1 protein-coding gene and 1 pseudogene are annotated in these 16582 nt (G+C 73.0%); both read left to right on the top strand.

The annotated features are described in order from the left end of the window. Positions 1–34: 34 nt before the first annotated feature. Positions 35–10903, top strand: a complete 10869-nt coding sequence (locus tag AB5J51_RS12105) for a type I polyketide synthase (RefSeq protein ID WP_369777700.1) — start codon at positions 35–37, stop codon at positions 10901–10903. 151 nt (positions 10904–11054) lie between these two features. After that, a pseudogene (locus AB5J51_RS12100) lies at positions 11055–16544 on the top strand (type I polyketide synthase); the annotation flags it as partial. Between the last annotated feature and the right edge of the window lie 38 nt (positions 16545–16582).

Here is a 16582-nt window from a genome sequence, read left to right as displayed (position 1 = left end):
GCCTTCGAAACTACTAAATGATTGGGGCAGTTAAGTGAGTGCATCCTACGAGAAGGTCGTCGACGCGCTACGGAAGTCGCTGGAAGAGGTCGGCTCGCTGAAGAAGCAGAACCGCCAGCTCCTCGGCGCTTCCCGCGAGCCGATAGCGATCGTGGGTATGGCGTGCCGTCTGCCGGGTGGCGTGGCGGGTCCGGAGGACCTGTGGCGGCTCGTGTCGGAGGGCCGGGACGCGGTCTCGTCCTTCCCCGAGGACCGCGGCTGGGACCTGGAGGGCCTGTTCGACCCGGACCCCGACCATGCGGGTACCTCCTCCACCGACCAGGGCGGATTCCTCCACGAGGCCACCCAGTTCGATGCGGGCTTCTTCGGTATCTCGCCGCGTGAGGCGCTGGCGATGGACCCGCAGCAGCGGCTGCTGCTGGAGACCTCGTGGGAGGCACTGGAGGGCGCGGGCATCGACCCGGTCTCGCTGAAGGGCGCCGACGTCGGCGTGTTCTCGGGCGTGGCCGGCCAGGGCTACGGCGGCGGTACGGGCGCACCGGAGACCGAGGGCTTCGCGGTCACGGGCACGCTGTCGAGCGTGGCGTCGGGCCGTGTGTCGTACGTGCTCGGCCTGGAGGGTCCTGCGGTGACGGTGGACACGGCGTGCTCTTCGTCGCTCGTGGCGATGCACCTGGCGGCGCAGTCGCTGCGGCAGGGCGAGTGCTCGATGGCGCTCGCCGGCGGCGCGACGGTCATGGCCACGCCCGGCGCCTTCGTGGAGTTCTCCCGGCAGCGCGGCCTGGCCGGGGACGGCCGGTGCAAGGCGTTCGCCTCGGCGGCCGACGGCACGGGCTGGGCCGAGGGTGTCGGCGTCGTCGTACTGGAGCGGCTGTCGGTGGCGCGCGAGCGCGGGCACCGGGTGCTGGCGGTGCTGCGCGGCAGTGCGGTGAACCAGGACGGTGCGTCGAACGGTCTGACGGCGCCGAACGGTCCTGCGCAGCAGCGGGTGATCCGCAAGGCCCTGGCCGGCGCCGGGCTTTCCGGATCCGATGTGGATGTGGTGGAGGGCCACGGCACGGGTACCGTGCTGGGTGACCCGATCGAGGCGCAGGCGCTCCTGGCGACGTACGGGCGGGACCGGGATCCGCAGCAGCCGCTGTGGCTGGGTTCGCTGAAGTCGAACATCGGCCATGCGCAGGCTGCCGCGGGTGTCGCGGGTGTCATCAAGATGGTGCAGGCGATGCGCCACGGCATCATGCCCCCCACGCTCCACGTGGACGAGCCCACGAGCCAGGTGGACTGGTCCGCGGGTGCGGTGGAACTGCTGACCGAAGGCCGCGAGTGGCCGCAGAACGGTCGGCCGCGCCGGGCCGGCGTGTCGTCCTTCGGCGTCAGCGGAACGAACGCGCACGTGATCCTGGAGGAGGCGCCCGCGGAGGCCGCGGAGGCCACGGAGCCCGCCTCCGAGAAGGCGGCGCCCGTGGGTGTGGTGCCGTTGGTGGTGTCGGCGCGGAGCGCCGCCTCGCTCGCGGGTCAGGCTGAGCGGCTGGCTGCGTTCGTCGAGCGCGCCGACGGGGTCTCGCCGGCGGACGTGGCGGGAGCGCTGGTGTCGGGCCGTGCGGTGCTGGGCGAGCGCGCCGTGGTCATCGCGGGTTCGGACGAGGAGGCGCTGGCCGGTCTGCAGGCGCTGGCGCGGGGTGAAGGCGCGCCCGGTGTGGTGTCCGGGCGTGCGACTCCTCCGGGCAAGGTCGTGTGGGTGTTCCCGGGTCAGGGCTCGCAGTGGGCGGGTATGGGCCGTGAACTCCTGGACTCCTCGCCGGTGTTCGCGGAGCGGATCGCGGAGTGCGCTGCCGCGCTGGAGCCGTGGATCGACTGGTCGCTGATCGAGGTGCTGCGCGGGGAGGCCGAGCCCGAGCTCCTGGAGCGGGTGGACGTCCTCCAGCCGGCGAGCTTCGCGGTCATGGTGGGTCTGGCGGCCGTATGGGCGTCCGTGGGCGTGGAGCCCGATGCGGTGCTCGGGCATTCGCAGGGTGAGATCGCCGCCGCGTGTGTGGCGGGTGCGCTGTCCCTGGAGGATGCGGCGCGTGTGGTGGCGCTGCGCAGCCAGGCGATTGCCGAGGAGCTGGCCGGCCGGGGCGGTATGGCTTCGGTCGCGCTGAGCGCGGACGAGGCGGTCGCGCGGATCGAGCGTTGGGCGGACCGGGTCGAGGTGGCCGCGGTCAACGGGCCGACCTCCGTGGTCATCGCCGGTGACGCCGAGGCGCTGGACGAAGCCCTGGAGGCTCTCTCCGCGGACGGCGTGCGCGTGCGTCGGGTTGCCGTGGACTACGCGTCGCACACGCGGCACGTGGAGGCGATCCGCGAGGCGCTCGGTGAGGCGTTGGCCGAGGTGACCGCTCTGGCGCCGAAGGTGCCGTTCTACTCCACCGTGACCGGCGGCTGGGTGGCCGACGCCGACGTCCTCGACGGCGGGTACTGGTACCGGAACCTGCGCGGCCAGGTGGGCTTCGGCCCTGCCGTCGCGGACCTCCTCACCCAGGGCCACGGCGTGTTCGTCGAGGTCAGCGCCCACCCGGTGCTGGTCCAGCCGATCACCGAGACCATCGACCACATCGACACCGACCCTGACGCCGACATCGTCGTGGCCGGCACGCTGCGCCGCGAGGACGGCGGCCTGCGACGGCTCCTCGCCTCGATGGCCGAGCTGTTCGTCCGCGGCGTGGCCGTGGACTGGACCGGTGTCCTGCCTGCCGGGTCCGGATCCGTACGCGTGGACCTGCCGACGTACGCCTTCGACCACCGGCACTACTGGCTCCAGCCGGGCGAGTCGGCCACCGACGCGGCAGCGCTCGGACAGGTGACGGCTGATCACCCGCTGCTGGGCGCCGTGGTGCGGCTGCCGCAGTCCGACGGGCTGGTGTTCACCTCGCGACTGTCTTTGAAGTCGCACCCGTGGCTGGCCGATCACGCGATCGGCGGTGTGGTGCTCGTGCCGGGTACCGGGCTGGTGGAGCTCGCGGTGCGGGCCGGTGACGAGGCCGGCTGCGGCGTGCTCGAAGAGCTCGTGATCCAGGCGCCGTTGACGGTGCCCGAGCACGGCGGTGTACGGGTTCAGGTCGCCGTCGGCGGACCGGACCAGAACGGCTCGCGAACCGTGGAGGTCTACTCCCAGCGCGAAGACGCCATCGGCATGTGGACGCGACACGCCACCGGACTGCTGTCCGCCTCGACGGCGGACGCGATGGCGCCGGGATTCGACTTCGCGGTCTGGCCGCCGGCCGGCGCGCAGCCGGTCGAGGTCGGGGACTTCTACTCCGGCCTGGTCGAGCGCGGCTTCGGTTACGGGCCGGCCTTCCAGGGCCTGCAGGCGGTGTGGCGGCGCGGCGAGGAGCTCTTCGCCGAGGTGGCCCTGCCCGAGGAGCAGCGCAAGGAGGCCGGCCGGTTCGGCATCCACCCGGCGCTGCTGGACGCGGCCCTGCAGGCCGGGACCTTCGCCGCCGGGACGGGTACGGAGGGAGAGGAACCCCGGGAGGTGGTCCTGGCCTTCGCGTGGAACGGGCTGGTGCTGCACGCCGCGGGTGCCTCCGCACTGCGCGTACGGCTGGCGCCGTCCGGCTCGGACGCGCTGTCGGTCGAGGCGGCCGACGAGACCGGTGGCCTCGTGGTGACGCTGGATTCGCTGGTCTCCCGGCCGGTGTCCGCCGACCAGCTGGAGGCTGCGCCGGACACGGCGGTCGCCGACTCCCTGTTCGGCGTGGAGTGGACCGAGCTGCCCCCGGCCGATGGGGCGCAGCCCTCTCCGTCGTGGGCGCCGGTGGCCAATGCCGACGATGTGGCGGCCCTGTCCGAGGACGCGATGACGGGTGCCGACGTGCCGGACGCGGCGGTCCTGGAAGCCTTCGGTGGTACCGGCGAGGACGCGGTCCTGGACCTGTCCTCCTGGGTGCTCGGCATCGTGCAGGCCTGGCTGACCGGCACAGGCCTGGAGGATGCGCGGCTCGTCGTCGTGACGCGTGGCGCGGTCCCCGCCGGTGAGGGCGCGGTGTCCGACCCGGCCGGAGCGGCGGTGTGGGGTCTGGTGCGTGCCGCTCAGGCGGAGAACCCCGACCGGATCGTCCTGGTCGATGCCGACCCGGCCTTCGGCGAGGGAGTGGAATCCGTACTCGGTGCGGTCCTGGCCGGTGGTGAGCCGCAGGTCGCGGTCCGCGGAGCGGCCCTCTCCGCACCCCGGCTCGTCCGGGTCACCGGTGAGGTCCCGGACGTCCCGGCGGTGTTCGGGCCGGAGAACACCGTCCTGGTCTCGGGCGCCGGGGCGTTGGGCGCTGTGGTGGCCCGCCACCTGGTGACCCGGCACGGCGTGCGGCACCTGGTGCTGGCCAGCCGTCGGGGCCCCGATGCCGAAGGTGTGGAAGAGCTGGTCGCCGAGCTCGCGGAGCAGGGTGCCACGGTCTCGGTGGCGGCCTGTGACGTGTCCGACCGTGACCAGGTGCAGGCCCTGCTGGCCTCGGTGCCGGCCGAGCACCCCCTGACCGGTGTCGTGCACACCGCGGGTGTGTTCGACGACGGTGTGATCGGGGCGCTGACCCCGGACCGGCTGGCGAGGGTGTTCGCACCGAAGGTCGACGCGGTCCGGCACCTCGATGAGCTGACCCGCGGTCTGGACCTCGATGCGTTCGTCGTGTTCTCGTCCGTCGCGGGTGTGTTCGGTGGCGGTGGCCAGGGCAACTACGCGGCGGCCAACGCCTTCCTGGACGGGCTGATGGCCGGTCGCCGGGCGGCGGGTCTGCCCGGGCTGTCGCTGGCGTGGGGCCTGTGGGAGCGGTCCCTCGGCATGGCAGCCCATCTCAGCAACGTCGACCAGGCGCGTGCGAGCCGTGGTGGTGTGCTGGAGATCACGGCCGCCGAGGGCATGGGCCTGTTCGACGCCGGCCTGCACACGGGTCACGCGCTGCTGGTGCCGATCAAGCTGGACCTGCAGACGCTGCGCACCCAGGCCGCAGCCGACGGAACCGTCCCGCACCTGCTGCGCGGCCTGGTACGGGTGGGCCGTCAGCAGGCGCGGGCGGCAGCCGCCGGGGAAGGCGGGCTGGTCCGCCGGCTGGCCGGGCTCGGTGCGGCAGAGCAGGAGGCACTGCTCCTTGACCTGGTGCGTACTCAGGTCGCGGTCGTGCTCGGGCACGCCGGACCGGAGGGCGTCCGCGCGGAGGCGGCGTTCAAGGACGCCGGGTTCGACTCGCTCACCTCGGTAGAGCTGCGCAACCGGCTGCGTGAGGCGACCGGTCTGAAACTTCCGGCCACGCTGGTCTTCGACTACCCCACCCCGATGTCCCTGGCCCGCCACCTGCAGGACGAGTTCGGCGACGTGGCGCCCTTGGCGGCGCCGTCGGCAGCACCGACAGCACCGGCAGCACCGGCGGCCCTGGTGGCCGATGCGGATGAGCCGATGGCGATCGTGGGTATGGCGTGCCGTCTGCCGGGTGGCGTGGTGGGTCCGGAGGACCTGTGGCGGCTCGTGTCGGAGGGCCGGGACGCGGTGTCGTCCTTCCCCGAGGACCGTGGCTGGGACCTGGAGGGCCTGTTCGATCCGGATCCCGACAACGCGGGTACCTCGTACACCAGCAAGGGCGGATTCCTCGAGCGCGCGGGCCTTTTCGACGCGGGGTTCTTCGGTATCTCGCCGCGTGAGGCGCTGGCGATGGACCCGCAGCAGCGGCTGCTGCTGGAGACCTCGTGGGAGGCACTGGAGGGCGCGGGCATCGACCCGGTCTCGCTGAAGGGCGCCGACGTCGGCGTGTTCTCCGGGGTGTCCGGGCAGGGCTACGGAGTCGGCGCCGTCGCACCGGAGCTGGAGGGCTTCGCCGTCACGGGGTCCGTGTCGAGCGTGGCGTCGGGCCGTGTGTCGTACGTGCTCGGGCTCGAGGGTCCGGCGGTGACGGTGGACACGGCGTGCTCGTCGTCGCTGGTGGCGATGCACCTGGCGGCGCAGTCGCTGCGGCAGGGCGAGTGCTCGATGGCGCTCGCCGGCGGTGCCATGGTGATGGCGTCGCCCGCAGGCTTCACGGCGTTCTCCCGGCAGCGCGGCCTGGCCGGGGACGGCCGGTGCAAGGCGTACGCGGACGGCGCGGACGGCACGGTGCTGTCCGAGGGCGTCGGTGTGGTGGTGCTGGAGCGGCTGTCGGTCGCGCGTGAGCGCGGCCACCGGGTGCTGGCCGTACTGCGCGGCAGCGCCGTCAACCAGGACGGTGCGTCGAACGGTCTGACGGCGCCGAACGGTCCCTCGCAGCAGCGGGTGATCCGCAAGGCCCTGGCCGGCGCCGGGCTCTCCCCGTCCGACGTGGACGTGGTCGAGGGACACGGCACGGGCACGGCCCTGGGCGACCCGATCGAGGCGCAGGCGCTGCTCGCCACGTACGGGCGGGACCGGGATCCGCAGCAGCCGCTGTGGCTGGGTTCACTGAAGTCGAACATCGGCCACGCGCAGGCTGCCGCGGGTGTCGCGGGCGTGATCAAGATGGTGCAGGCGCTGCGGCACGAGGTCATGCCTCCGACGCTGTATGCGCAGGAGCCCTCGACCCAGGTGGACTGGTCCGCGGGTGCGGTGGAGCTGCTGACGGAGGCGCGGGAGTGGCCGCGCAGCGGCCGGCCGCGCCGGGCGGGTGTGTCCTCGTTCGGCATCAGCGGAACGAACGCGCACCTGATCCTGGAAGAAGCGCCCGAGGCACCCGTGCCGGCTGCCGAAGGGACTCGGCAGACCCCGGCGCCCACCGGGGCGATGCCGCTGGTGGTGTCGGCCCGGAGCACCGGTTCCCTCGCGGGTCAGGCCGGCCGGCTGGCGTCGTACCTGGAGTCTGCCGACGGGGTGTCGCTGGCGGACGTGGCCGGGGCGCTGGTGTCGGGCCGTACGGTCTTCGGCGAGCGTGCGGTCGTGGTGGCCGACTCCGCCGACAAGGCGCTGGCCGGAATCCAGGCGCTGGCGCGCGGCACGAGTGCTGCCGGTGTCGTGGTCGGCAGTGCCGGTTCGGGCATGCCGGGCAGGGTCGTGTGGGTGTTCCCGGGTCAGGGCTCGCAGTGGGCGGGTATGGGCCGTGAACTCCTGGACTCTTCTGCGGTGTTCGCGGAGCGGATCGCGGAGTGCGCTGCCGCTCTCGAGCCGTGGATCGACTGGTCGCTGGTCGAGGTGCTGCGCGGCGAGGCCGAGCCCGAGCTGTTGGAGCGGGTCGATGTCCTTCAGCCGGCGAGCTTCGCGGTGATGGTGGGTCTGGCGGCGGTCTGGGAGTCGGTCGGGGTCAAGCCCGATGCGGTGCTCGGGCATTCGCAGGGTGAGATCGCCGCCGCGTGTGTGGCGGGTGCGCTTTCGCTGGAGGACGCGGCGCGTGTGGTGGCGCTGCGCAGCCAGGCCATCGCCAAGGAGCTGGCCGGCCGGGGCGGTATGGCGTCGGTCGCGCTCAGCGCGGACGAGGCACTCGTACGGCTGGCTCCGTGGGCGGACCGGGTCGAGGTGGCCGCGGTCAACGGGCCGACCTCCGTGGTGATCGCCGGTGACGCCGAGGCACTGGACGAAGCCCTGGAAGCGCTGGCGGGTGAAGGCGTCCGGCTGCGCCGGGTCGCGGTGGACTACGCGTCGCACACGCGGCACGTGGAGGCGATCCGCGAGGCGCTCGGTGAGGCGTTGGCCGAGGTGACCGCTCTGGCGCCGAAGGTGCCGTTCTACTCCACCGTCACCGGCGGCTGGGTGGCCGACGCCGATGTCCTGGACGGCGGGTACTGGTACCGGAACCTGCGCGGGCAGGTGGGCTTCGGCCCGGCCGTGGCCGATCTGCTCGAGCAGGGCCACGGCGTGTTCGTGGAGGTCAGTGCCCACCCGGTGCTCGTCCAGCCCGTCACCGAGACCGTCGACGACACCGACAGCGACGCCGGTGTGATCGTGATCGGTTCGCTGCGCCGCGAGGAGGGCGGCCTGCGGCGGCTGCTGGCCTCGATGGCCGAACTGTTCGTCCGCGGGGTGGACGTGGACTGGGCCCGGATTCTGCCCGCCGGGGCGACGCCCGGACGCGTGGACCTCCCGACCTACGCCTTCGACCAGCAGCACTACTGGCTCCAGGCGGCCGAGTCGGCCACCGACGCGGCGTCGCTGGGCCTCGCCGGGTCCGATCACCCGCTGCTGGGCGCCGTGGTGCGGCTGCCGCAGTCCGACGGGTTGGTGTTCACCTCGCGGCTGTCGCTGAAGTCGCACCCGTGGCTGGCCGATCACGCGATCGGCGGTGTGGTGCTCCTTCCGGGTACCGGGTTGGTGGAGCTCGCGGTGCGGGCCGGTGACGAGGCCGGCTGCGGCGTGCTCGAAGAGCTCGTGATCCAGGCGCCGTTGGCGGTGCCCGAGCACGGCGGTGTACGGGTCCAGGTCGCCGTCGGCGGACCGGACGAGAACGGCTCGCGGACCGTGGAGGTCTACTCCCAGCGCGAAGACGCTGCGGGTCAGGGCGGCGACGACGTGTGGACGCGGCACGCCACCGGCGTGCTCTCGGCCACGGCCCAGCCGGGCGGCAACGGGTTCGACTTCGCGGCCTGGCCGCCGGCCGGCGCGCAGCCGGTCGAGGTCGGAAACCTCTACGGCGACCTGATCGAGCGCGGCTTCGGTTACGGGCCGGCGTTCCAGGGCGTCCGGGCGGTGTGGCGGCGCGGCGAGGAGGTCTTCGCCGAGGTGGCCCTGCCCGAGGAGCAGCGCAAGGAGGCCGGCAGGTTCGGCATCCACCCGGCGCTGCTGGACGCGGCCCTGCAGGCCGGGACCGCCGGTGCTGCGGCGGGCACCGCAGCGGAGGAACCCCGCGAGGCCGTGCTGGCGTTCGCGTGGAACGGGCTGGTGCTGCACGCCGCGGGTGCCTCCGCACTGCGGGTGCGGGTCGCGCCGTCCGGCCCGGACGCGATGTCGGTCGAGGCGGCCGACGAGACCGGTCGCCTGGTGGTGACGATGGGCTCGCTGGTCTCGCGGCCGGTCTCCGCCGACCAGCTGGAGGCTGCGGCAGGGGACGAGAGCCGCGACTCGCTGTTCCGCGTGGAGTGGACGGAGCTGCCCCCGGTCGAGGGAGCGGAGCCCTCGCCGTCGTGGGCGCCGGTGGCCAATGCCGACGATGTGGCAGCGCTGTCCGAGGACGCGATATCGGGTGCCGAGGTGCCGGCGGCTGCGGTCCTGGAAGCCGTCGGTATCGACGGCGAGGACGCGGTCCTGGACCTGTCCTCCTGGGTGCTCGGCATCGTGCAGGCGTGGCTGACCGGGACCGGGCTCGAGGACTCGCGCCTGGTGGTCGTGACCCGCGGCGCGGTCCCCGCCGGAGACGGCGCGGTCACCGACCCGGCCGGATCGGCCGTGTGGGGTCTGGTGCGCGCCGCCCAGGCGGAGCACCCCGACCGGATCGTCCTGGTCGACACCGACCCGGCCTCCGGCGACGGAGTGGAATCCGTACTCGGTGCGGTGCTGGCCGGCGGCGAGCCGCAGGTCGCCGTGCGCGGAGCGGCCCTCTCCGTACCGCGGCTCGTCCGGGTCACCGAGCAGGCTCCGGATGGTCCGGCAGTGTTCGGACCGGAAGGCACGGTCCTGGTCACGGGCGCCGGTGCGTTGGGTGCGCTGCTGGCCCGGCACGTGGTCACCCGGCAGGGAGTGCGGCACCTCGTGCTGGCCAGCCGGCGCGGTCCGCAGGCCGAGGGGACGGAAGAGCTCGTCGCCGAACTCGCGGAGCAGGGCGCGGCGGTCACGGTGGTGGCCTGTGACGTGTCCGACCGCGGCCAGGTGCAGGCCCTGCTGGCCTCGGTACCGGCCGAGCACCCCCTGACCGGAGTGGTGCACACGGCCGGTGTGTTCGACGCCGGAGTGATCGGGGCGCTGACCCCGGACCGGCTGGCGACGGTGTTCGCACCGAAGGTCGACGCGGTGCGCCACCTGGACGAACTGACCCGCGGCCTGGACCTCGACGCCTTCATCGTCTACTCCTCCGCAGCGTCAGTCTTTATGGGAGCTGGTAGTGGCGGCTACGCCGCGGCCAATGCTTTCCTGGACGGGTTGATGGCCCGTCGTCGGGCGGCCGGCCTGCCGGGTCTGTCACTGGCCTGGGGCCCGTGGGATCAGGCCACCGGACTGGCGGAAACCATGGACGACCTGACCCTGACTCAGATGAGTCGGCGTGAAGGACGTGGGGGAGTCATGGCGCTCAAGCCCGTGGAGGGGATGGAGCTGTTCGGTGCGGCCGTGGGGTCCGGGCAGGCGCTGCTGGTGCCGGTCAAGCTGGACCTGCGGGGCGTGCGAGCAGACGCGGTGGCCGGTGGCGGCGTCCCGCATCTGCTGCGCGGCCTGGTACGGCTGGGCCGCCAGCAGGCGCAGGCGGCGGGTGTCGGCGGCGACGAGCGCCGGCAGCTGTCCGACCGGCTTGCCGGGCTCGGTGCGGCAGAGCAGGAGGCACTGCTTCTTGACCTGGTGCGTACTCAGGTCGCGGTCGTGCTCGGGCACGCCGGACCGGAGAGCGTCCGGGCGGAGACGGCGTTCAAGGACGCCGGATTCGATTCGCTCACCTCGGTGGAGCTGCGCAACCGGATGCGTGAGGCCACCGGCCTGAAGCTTCCGGCCACGCTGGTCTTCGACTACCCCACCCCGATGGAGCTCGCCCGCCACCTGGGTGACGAGCTCGCGGTCGACAAGGCGTCCCCCGCCGATCCGGTGCTGGCCGGTCTCGCCGGCCTGGACGCGGCGATCGAGTCCGCGGCATCCGATGAGGAGGCCCGCGACCGGATCACCGTCCGCCTGCGGGAACTGCTGAAGGCCGCAGAGGCGGCGGGAGGCTCCGACGGGACCGCGGGGACGGCGGACGCATCCGACGAGGATCTCGAAACGGCCAGTGACGAGGACCTGTTCGCGATCTTCGACGGGCTCAACTGATCCGGACCGTACGGCCGGGCCCGAGTGGGCCCGGCCGTACGGCCCGCGCAGAAGGAGCGGGCCCCACCACCCACAGCAATCGCACACATCACTTTCCTGGGAGCTGAATTCAGTGGCTGACGAGGTACAACTCCGCGACTACCTCAAGCGGGCCATCGCCGACGCCCGCGATGCCCGCAAGCGGCTGCGCGAGGTCGAGGAGCAGGCGCGGGAGCCGATCGCCATCGTCTCCATGGCGTGCCGGTACCCAGGTGGTGTGTCCTCGCCCGAGGACCTGTGGAAGCTGGTGGCCGACGGGGTCGACACCGTCTCCGATTTCCCCGACGACCGTCACTGGGACGTCGAGGCCTTGATCGACCCGGACCCTGACAGCGCGGGCACCTCGTACACCAGCCAGGGCGGCTTCGTGCAGGGCGCGGGGCTCTTCGACGCGGGGTTCTTCGGTATCTCGCCGCGTGAGGCGCTGGCGATGGACCCGCAGCAGCGGCTGCTGCTGGAGACCTCGTGGGAGGCACTCGAAGGCGCGGGCATCGACCCGGTCTCGCTGAAGGGCGCCGACGTCGGCGTGTTCTCGGGCGTGTCCAATCAGGGCTACGGGACCGGTGGCGGCGGGGTCGCGCCGGAGCTGGAGGCTTTCGCGGGCGCGGCGACGGCGTCGAGCGTGGCCTCGGGCCGTGTGTCGTACGTGTTCGGTTTCGAGGGTCCGGCGGTGTCCGTGGACACCGGGTGTTCGTCATCGCTGGTCGCCATGCATCTGGCCGCGCAGGCGCTGCGGCAGGGCGATTGCTCGATGGCGCTGGCCGGCGGTGTGATGGTCATGGCGACCCCCGGCACCTTCATGGCGTTCTCCCGGCAGCGCGGCCTGGCCGGGGACGGCCGGTGCAAGGCGTACGCGGACGGCGCGGACGGCATGGGGCTGTCCGAGGGCGTGGGCGTGGTGCTGCTGGAGCGGCTCTCGGTGGCGCGGGAACGCGGGCACCGGGTGCTGGCGGTGATGCGCGGCAGTGCGCTGAACCAGGACGGTGCGTCCAACGGTCTGACCGCGCCGAACGGTCCTGCGCAGCAGCGGGTGATCCGCAAGGCCCTCGCCAATGCCGGGCTCTCGCCGTCCGATGTGGACGCGGTGGAGGGCCACGGCACCGGGACGACCCTGGGCGACCCGATCGAGGCCCAGGCCCTGCTGGCCACGTACGGGCGGGGCCGCGACCCCGAACAGCCGCTGTGGCTGGGTTCCCTGAAGTCGAACATCGGTCACACGCAGGCGGCTGCCGGTGTGGCCGGTGTGATCAAGATGGTGCAGGCGCTGCGCCACGGAGTACTCCCCGCGACCCTGCACGTGGACGCGCCCACGCGTCAGGTGGACTGGACTGCGGGTGCGATCGAGCTGCTGACCGAGGCGCGGGAGTGGCCGCAGAACGGCCGGCCGCGCCGGGCCGGTGTGTCCTCGTTCGGTATCAGCGGAACGAACGCGCACCTGATCCTCGAGGAGGCACCCGCCGAGGAGGCGGAGCCCGCCTCTGAGGAGGCGGCACCTGCCGGTGCGCTGCCGTTGGTGGTGTCGGCCCGGAGCGCCGGTTCGCTGGCCGGTCAGGCCGGGCGGCTGGCGTCCTATCTGGAGTCTGCTCCCGGCGGCGTGCGGCTGGCGTCGGTGGCCGGGGCGCTGGTGTCGGAACGTGCGGTCTTCGGTGACCGTGCGGTGGTCGTGGCTGCCTCGGGCGAGGAGGCGTCGGCCGGGCTGGAGGCGCTGGCCCGGGGCGAGAACGCGGCCGGTGTCGTGGTCGGCAGTGTCGGAGCGACCGCTCCGGGCAGGGTCGTGTGGGTGTTCCCGGGTCAGGGCTCGCAGTGGGCGGGTATGGGCCGTGAACTCCTCGACTCCTCGCCGGTGTTCGCGGAGCGGATCGCGGAGTGTGCGGCTGCGCTGGAGCCGTGGGTGGACTGGTCGCTGGTCGAGGTGCTGCGCGGGGAGGCCGAGCCCGAGCTGTTGGAGCGGGTGGATGTCCTTCAGCCGGCGAGTTTCGCGGTGATGGTGGGTCTGGCGGCGGTGTGGGAGTCGGTCGGGGTCAAGCCCGATGCGGTGCTCGGGCATTCGCAGGGTGAGATCGCCGCCGCGTGTGTGGCGGGTGCGCTGTCGTTGGAGGACGCGGCGCGTGTGGTGGCGCTGCGCAGCCAGGCGATTGCCAAGGAGCTGGCCGGCCGGGGCGGTATGGCCTCGGTCGCGCTGAGCGCGGATGCGGCGGTCGAGTGGCTGGAGCCGTGGGCGGACCGGGTCGAGGTCGCGGCGGTCAACGGCCCGTCGTCCGTGGTGATCGCCGGTGACGCCGAGGCGCTGGACGAGGTCCTGGAAGCGCTGTCGGGCCAGGGCGTGCGCACCCGGCGGGTCGCGGTGGACTACGCCTCGCACACCCGGCACGTGGAGGCCATCCGCGACACCCTCGCCGAAACCCTGGCCGGGATCGACGCCCAGGCCCCGAAGGTGCCCTTCTACTCCACGGTGACCGGTACGTGGGTGGCGGACACCGACGTCCTCGACGGCGCGTACTGGTACCGGAACCTGCGGGGCCAGGTGGGCTTCGGCCCGGCCGTCGCGGACCTGCTCACGCAGGGCCACGGGGTGTTCGTGGAGGTCAGCGCCCACCCGGTGCTGGTCCAGCCGATCACGGAGACCGTGGACACCACCGGCACCGATGTGGTGGTGACCGGCTCGCTGCGCCGCGAGGACGGCGGGCTGCGACGGCTGCTGACCTCGATGGCCGAGCTGTTCGTCCGCGGCGTGCCCGTCGATTGGAGCCGTGTCCTGCCTGCCGGGTCCGGGTCCGTACGCGTGGACCTGCCGACGTACGCCTTCGACCACCGGCACTACTGGCTCCAGCCGGGCGAGTCGGCCACCGACGCGGCGTCGCTCGGACTGGGCACGTCCGATCACCCGCTGCTGGGCGCGGCCGTGCAGTTGCCGCAGTCCGACGGGTTGGTCTTCACCTCGCGCCTGTCGCTGAAGTCGCACCCGTGGCTGGCCGATCACGCGATCGGTGGTGCGGTGCTCGTCCCCGGCACGGTGTACGTCGATTTCGCGGTGCGGGCCGGCGACGAGTTCGGGTGCGGTGTCCTGGACGAACTCGTCATCGAGGCGCCGCTGGTCGTGCCCGAGCACGGCGGGGTGCGCATACAGGTCGCCGTCGACGGTCCCCACGAGAACGGCTCGCGGCCCGTGGCGGTCTACGCGCTGCGCGAGGACGCCGCCGCTGAGGGGGTGTGGACCCGGCACGCCACCGGTGTGCTGTCGGCACCGGTTCAGCCGGGCGCCGTGGGCAGCGGCTTCGACTTCGCCGCCTGGCCGCCGGCCGGGGCGCAGCCGGTCGAGGTCGGGGACTTCTACTCCGGCCTGGTCGAGCGCGGTTACGGCTATGGTCCGTCCTTCCAGGGTCTGCGGGCCGTGTGGCGGCGCGGCGAGGAGCTGTTCGCCGAGGTCGCCCTGCCCGAGGGGCCGCGGGAACAGGCCGCCAGGTTCGGCATCCACCCGGCGCTGCTGGACGCGGCCCTGCACACCGGCCTGGTCGACGCCGCGGCGGGCCCGGAGACGGACGGGCAGGCCGTGCCGCAGCCGCTGGACTGGAACGGGCTGGTGCTGCACGCCGCCGGTGCCTCGGCACTGCGCGTACGGGTGGCGCCGATCGGCCCGGATGCACTGTCGCTGGAGGCGGCGGACGAGACCGGTGGCCTGGTGGTGACGCTGGACCGGGTGGTGTCCCGGGCCGTGTCCACCGACCGGTTGGGGGCGGCTGCGGACGAGATCCGCGACTCCCTGTTCGGCGTGGAGTGGACCGAGCTGCCCCCGGCCGAGGGAGCAGCAGCCCCCTCGCCGTGGTGGGTGCCGGTGGCCACGGCGGACGATGTGGCGGCCCTGGCCGAGAGCGGAGTGGTCCCGGCGGCGGCAGTCCTGGAGGCGGTCGGCAGCGCCGACGAGGACGCGGTACTGGCCCTGACCTCCCACGCGCTGGAGGTCGTGCAGGCGTGGCTGGCCGGTGCCGGGCTGGAGGAGTCGCGGCTGGTCGTGGTGACGCGTGGCGCGGTGCCCGCCGGAGAGGGCGCGGTGTCCGACCCGGCCGGAGCGGCGGTGTGGGGTCTGGTGCGTGCCGCCCAGGTGGAGAACCCCGACCGCTTCGTCCTGGTCGACACCGACCCCGCCGCGGAAAGCGGCGTGGAGTCGGTGCTGGGTACGGTGCTGGCCGGTGGTGAGCCGCAGGTCGCGGTCCGCGGAGCGGCCCTCTCCGCACCCCGGCTCGTCCGGGCCGGCGCCGAGGTCGCGGACGACGCTCCGGCGGTGTTCCGGCCGGAAGGCACGGTCCTGGTCACGGGTGCGGGGGCGTTGGGTGAGCTGCTGGCCCGGCACCTGGTCACCCGGCACGGTGTGCAGCACCTGGTGCTGGCCAGTCGGCGCGGCTTGCAGGCCGAGGGCATGAAGGAGCTGGTAGCCGAGCTCGCGGAGCAGGGGGCCACCGTCTCGGTGGCGGCTTGTGACGTGTCCGACCGTGACGAGGTGCGGGCCTTGCTGGCGTCGGTGCCTGCTGAGCACCGGCTGACCGGTGTGGTCCACACCGCGGGTGTGCTGGACGACGGTGTGATCGGGGCTCAGACCCCGGAGCGGCTCGCGAGGGTGTTCGCGCCGAAGGTGGACGCGGTGCGGCACCTGGACGAGCTGACCCGCGGCCTGGACCTTGACGCGTTCGTCGTGTTCTCGTCCGCCTCGGGTGTCTTCGGATCCGCCGGACAGGGCAACTACGGGGCGGCGAACGCCTTCCTCGACGGGCTGATGGCCCGCCGTCGGGCGGCCGGCCTGCCCGGGCAGTCGCTGGCGTGGGGCCTGTGGGAGCAGGCCACCGGTATGACCGCCCACCTGAACGGCGCTGACCAGGCGCGCGCGAGCCGCGGTGGTGTGCTGGCGATGACGGCGGAGGAGGGCATGGCCCTGTTCGACTCCTCGCTGCACGTGGGCCGGGCGCTGCTGGTGCCGGTCCACCTGGACCTGCGGACGCTGCGCGGCCAGGCCGCAGCCGGCGGCGGGGTTCCGCATCTGCTGCGCGGCCTGGTACGCGCGGGCCGGCAGCAGGCGCGGGCGGCAGCCGCCACGGACGGCGGGCTGGTCCGCCGCCTGGCCGGCCTCACCGGGGCCGAGCAGGAGGCCCTGCTGCTCGATCTGGTGCGTGCCCAGGTCGCGGTCGTACTCGGACATTCCGGGCCGGAGGGCGTTCGTGCGGAGATGGCGTTCAAGGACGCCGGTTTCGACTCGCTCACCTCGGTGGAACTGCGCAACCGGCTGCGTGAGGCGACCGGTCTGAAGCTGCCCGCCTCGCTGGTCTTCGACTACCCGACCCCGCTGGCCATCGCCCGCTACCTGCGCGACGAACTCGGAACCAGCGACGATGCACTTTCTCTGGTGAACGCGAAGATCGAAGACGTCGAGTCGCTGCTCAACGAGCTGCGCCTCGACCAGAAATCCAGTATCGCGCTTCGCCTTCAAGGTTTGGTGGCCATGTGCAACGGGGTGCTGGAGCAGACGGACACGTCTGCGGTGGCGGAGCAACTGGAATCCGCATCAGCCGATGAAATCTTCGACTTCATCGATGGTGAATTCGGGCTCATCTGAAACCAGTTCGGCTTTTGCGGTTCCATCAAATCTTCGTA

This window comes from Streptomyces sp. R33, from assembly GCF_041200175.1.
In the GTDB taxonomy this organism is placed as follows: Bacteria; Actinomycetota; Actinomycetes; order Streptomycetales; family Streptomycetaceae; genus Streptomyces; species Streptomyces katrae_B.
The sequence above is the reverse complement of the archived record's forward strand: the minus strand, read 5'-3'. Positions and strand labels throughout refer to the sequence as shown.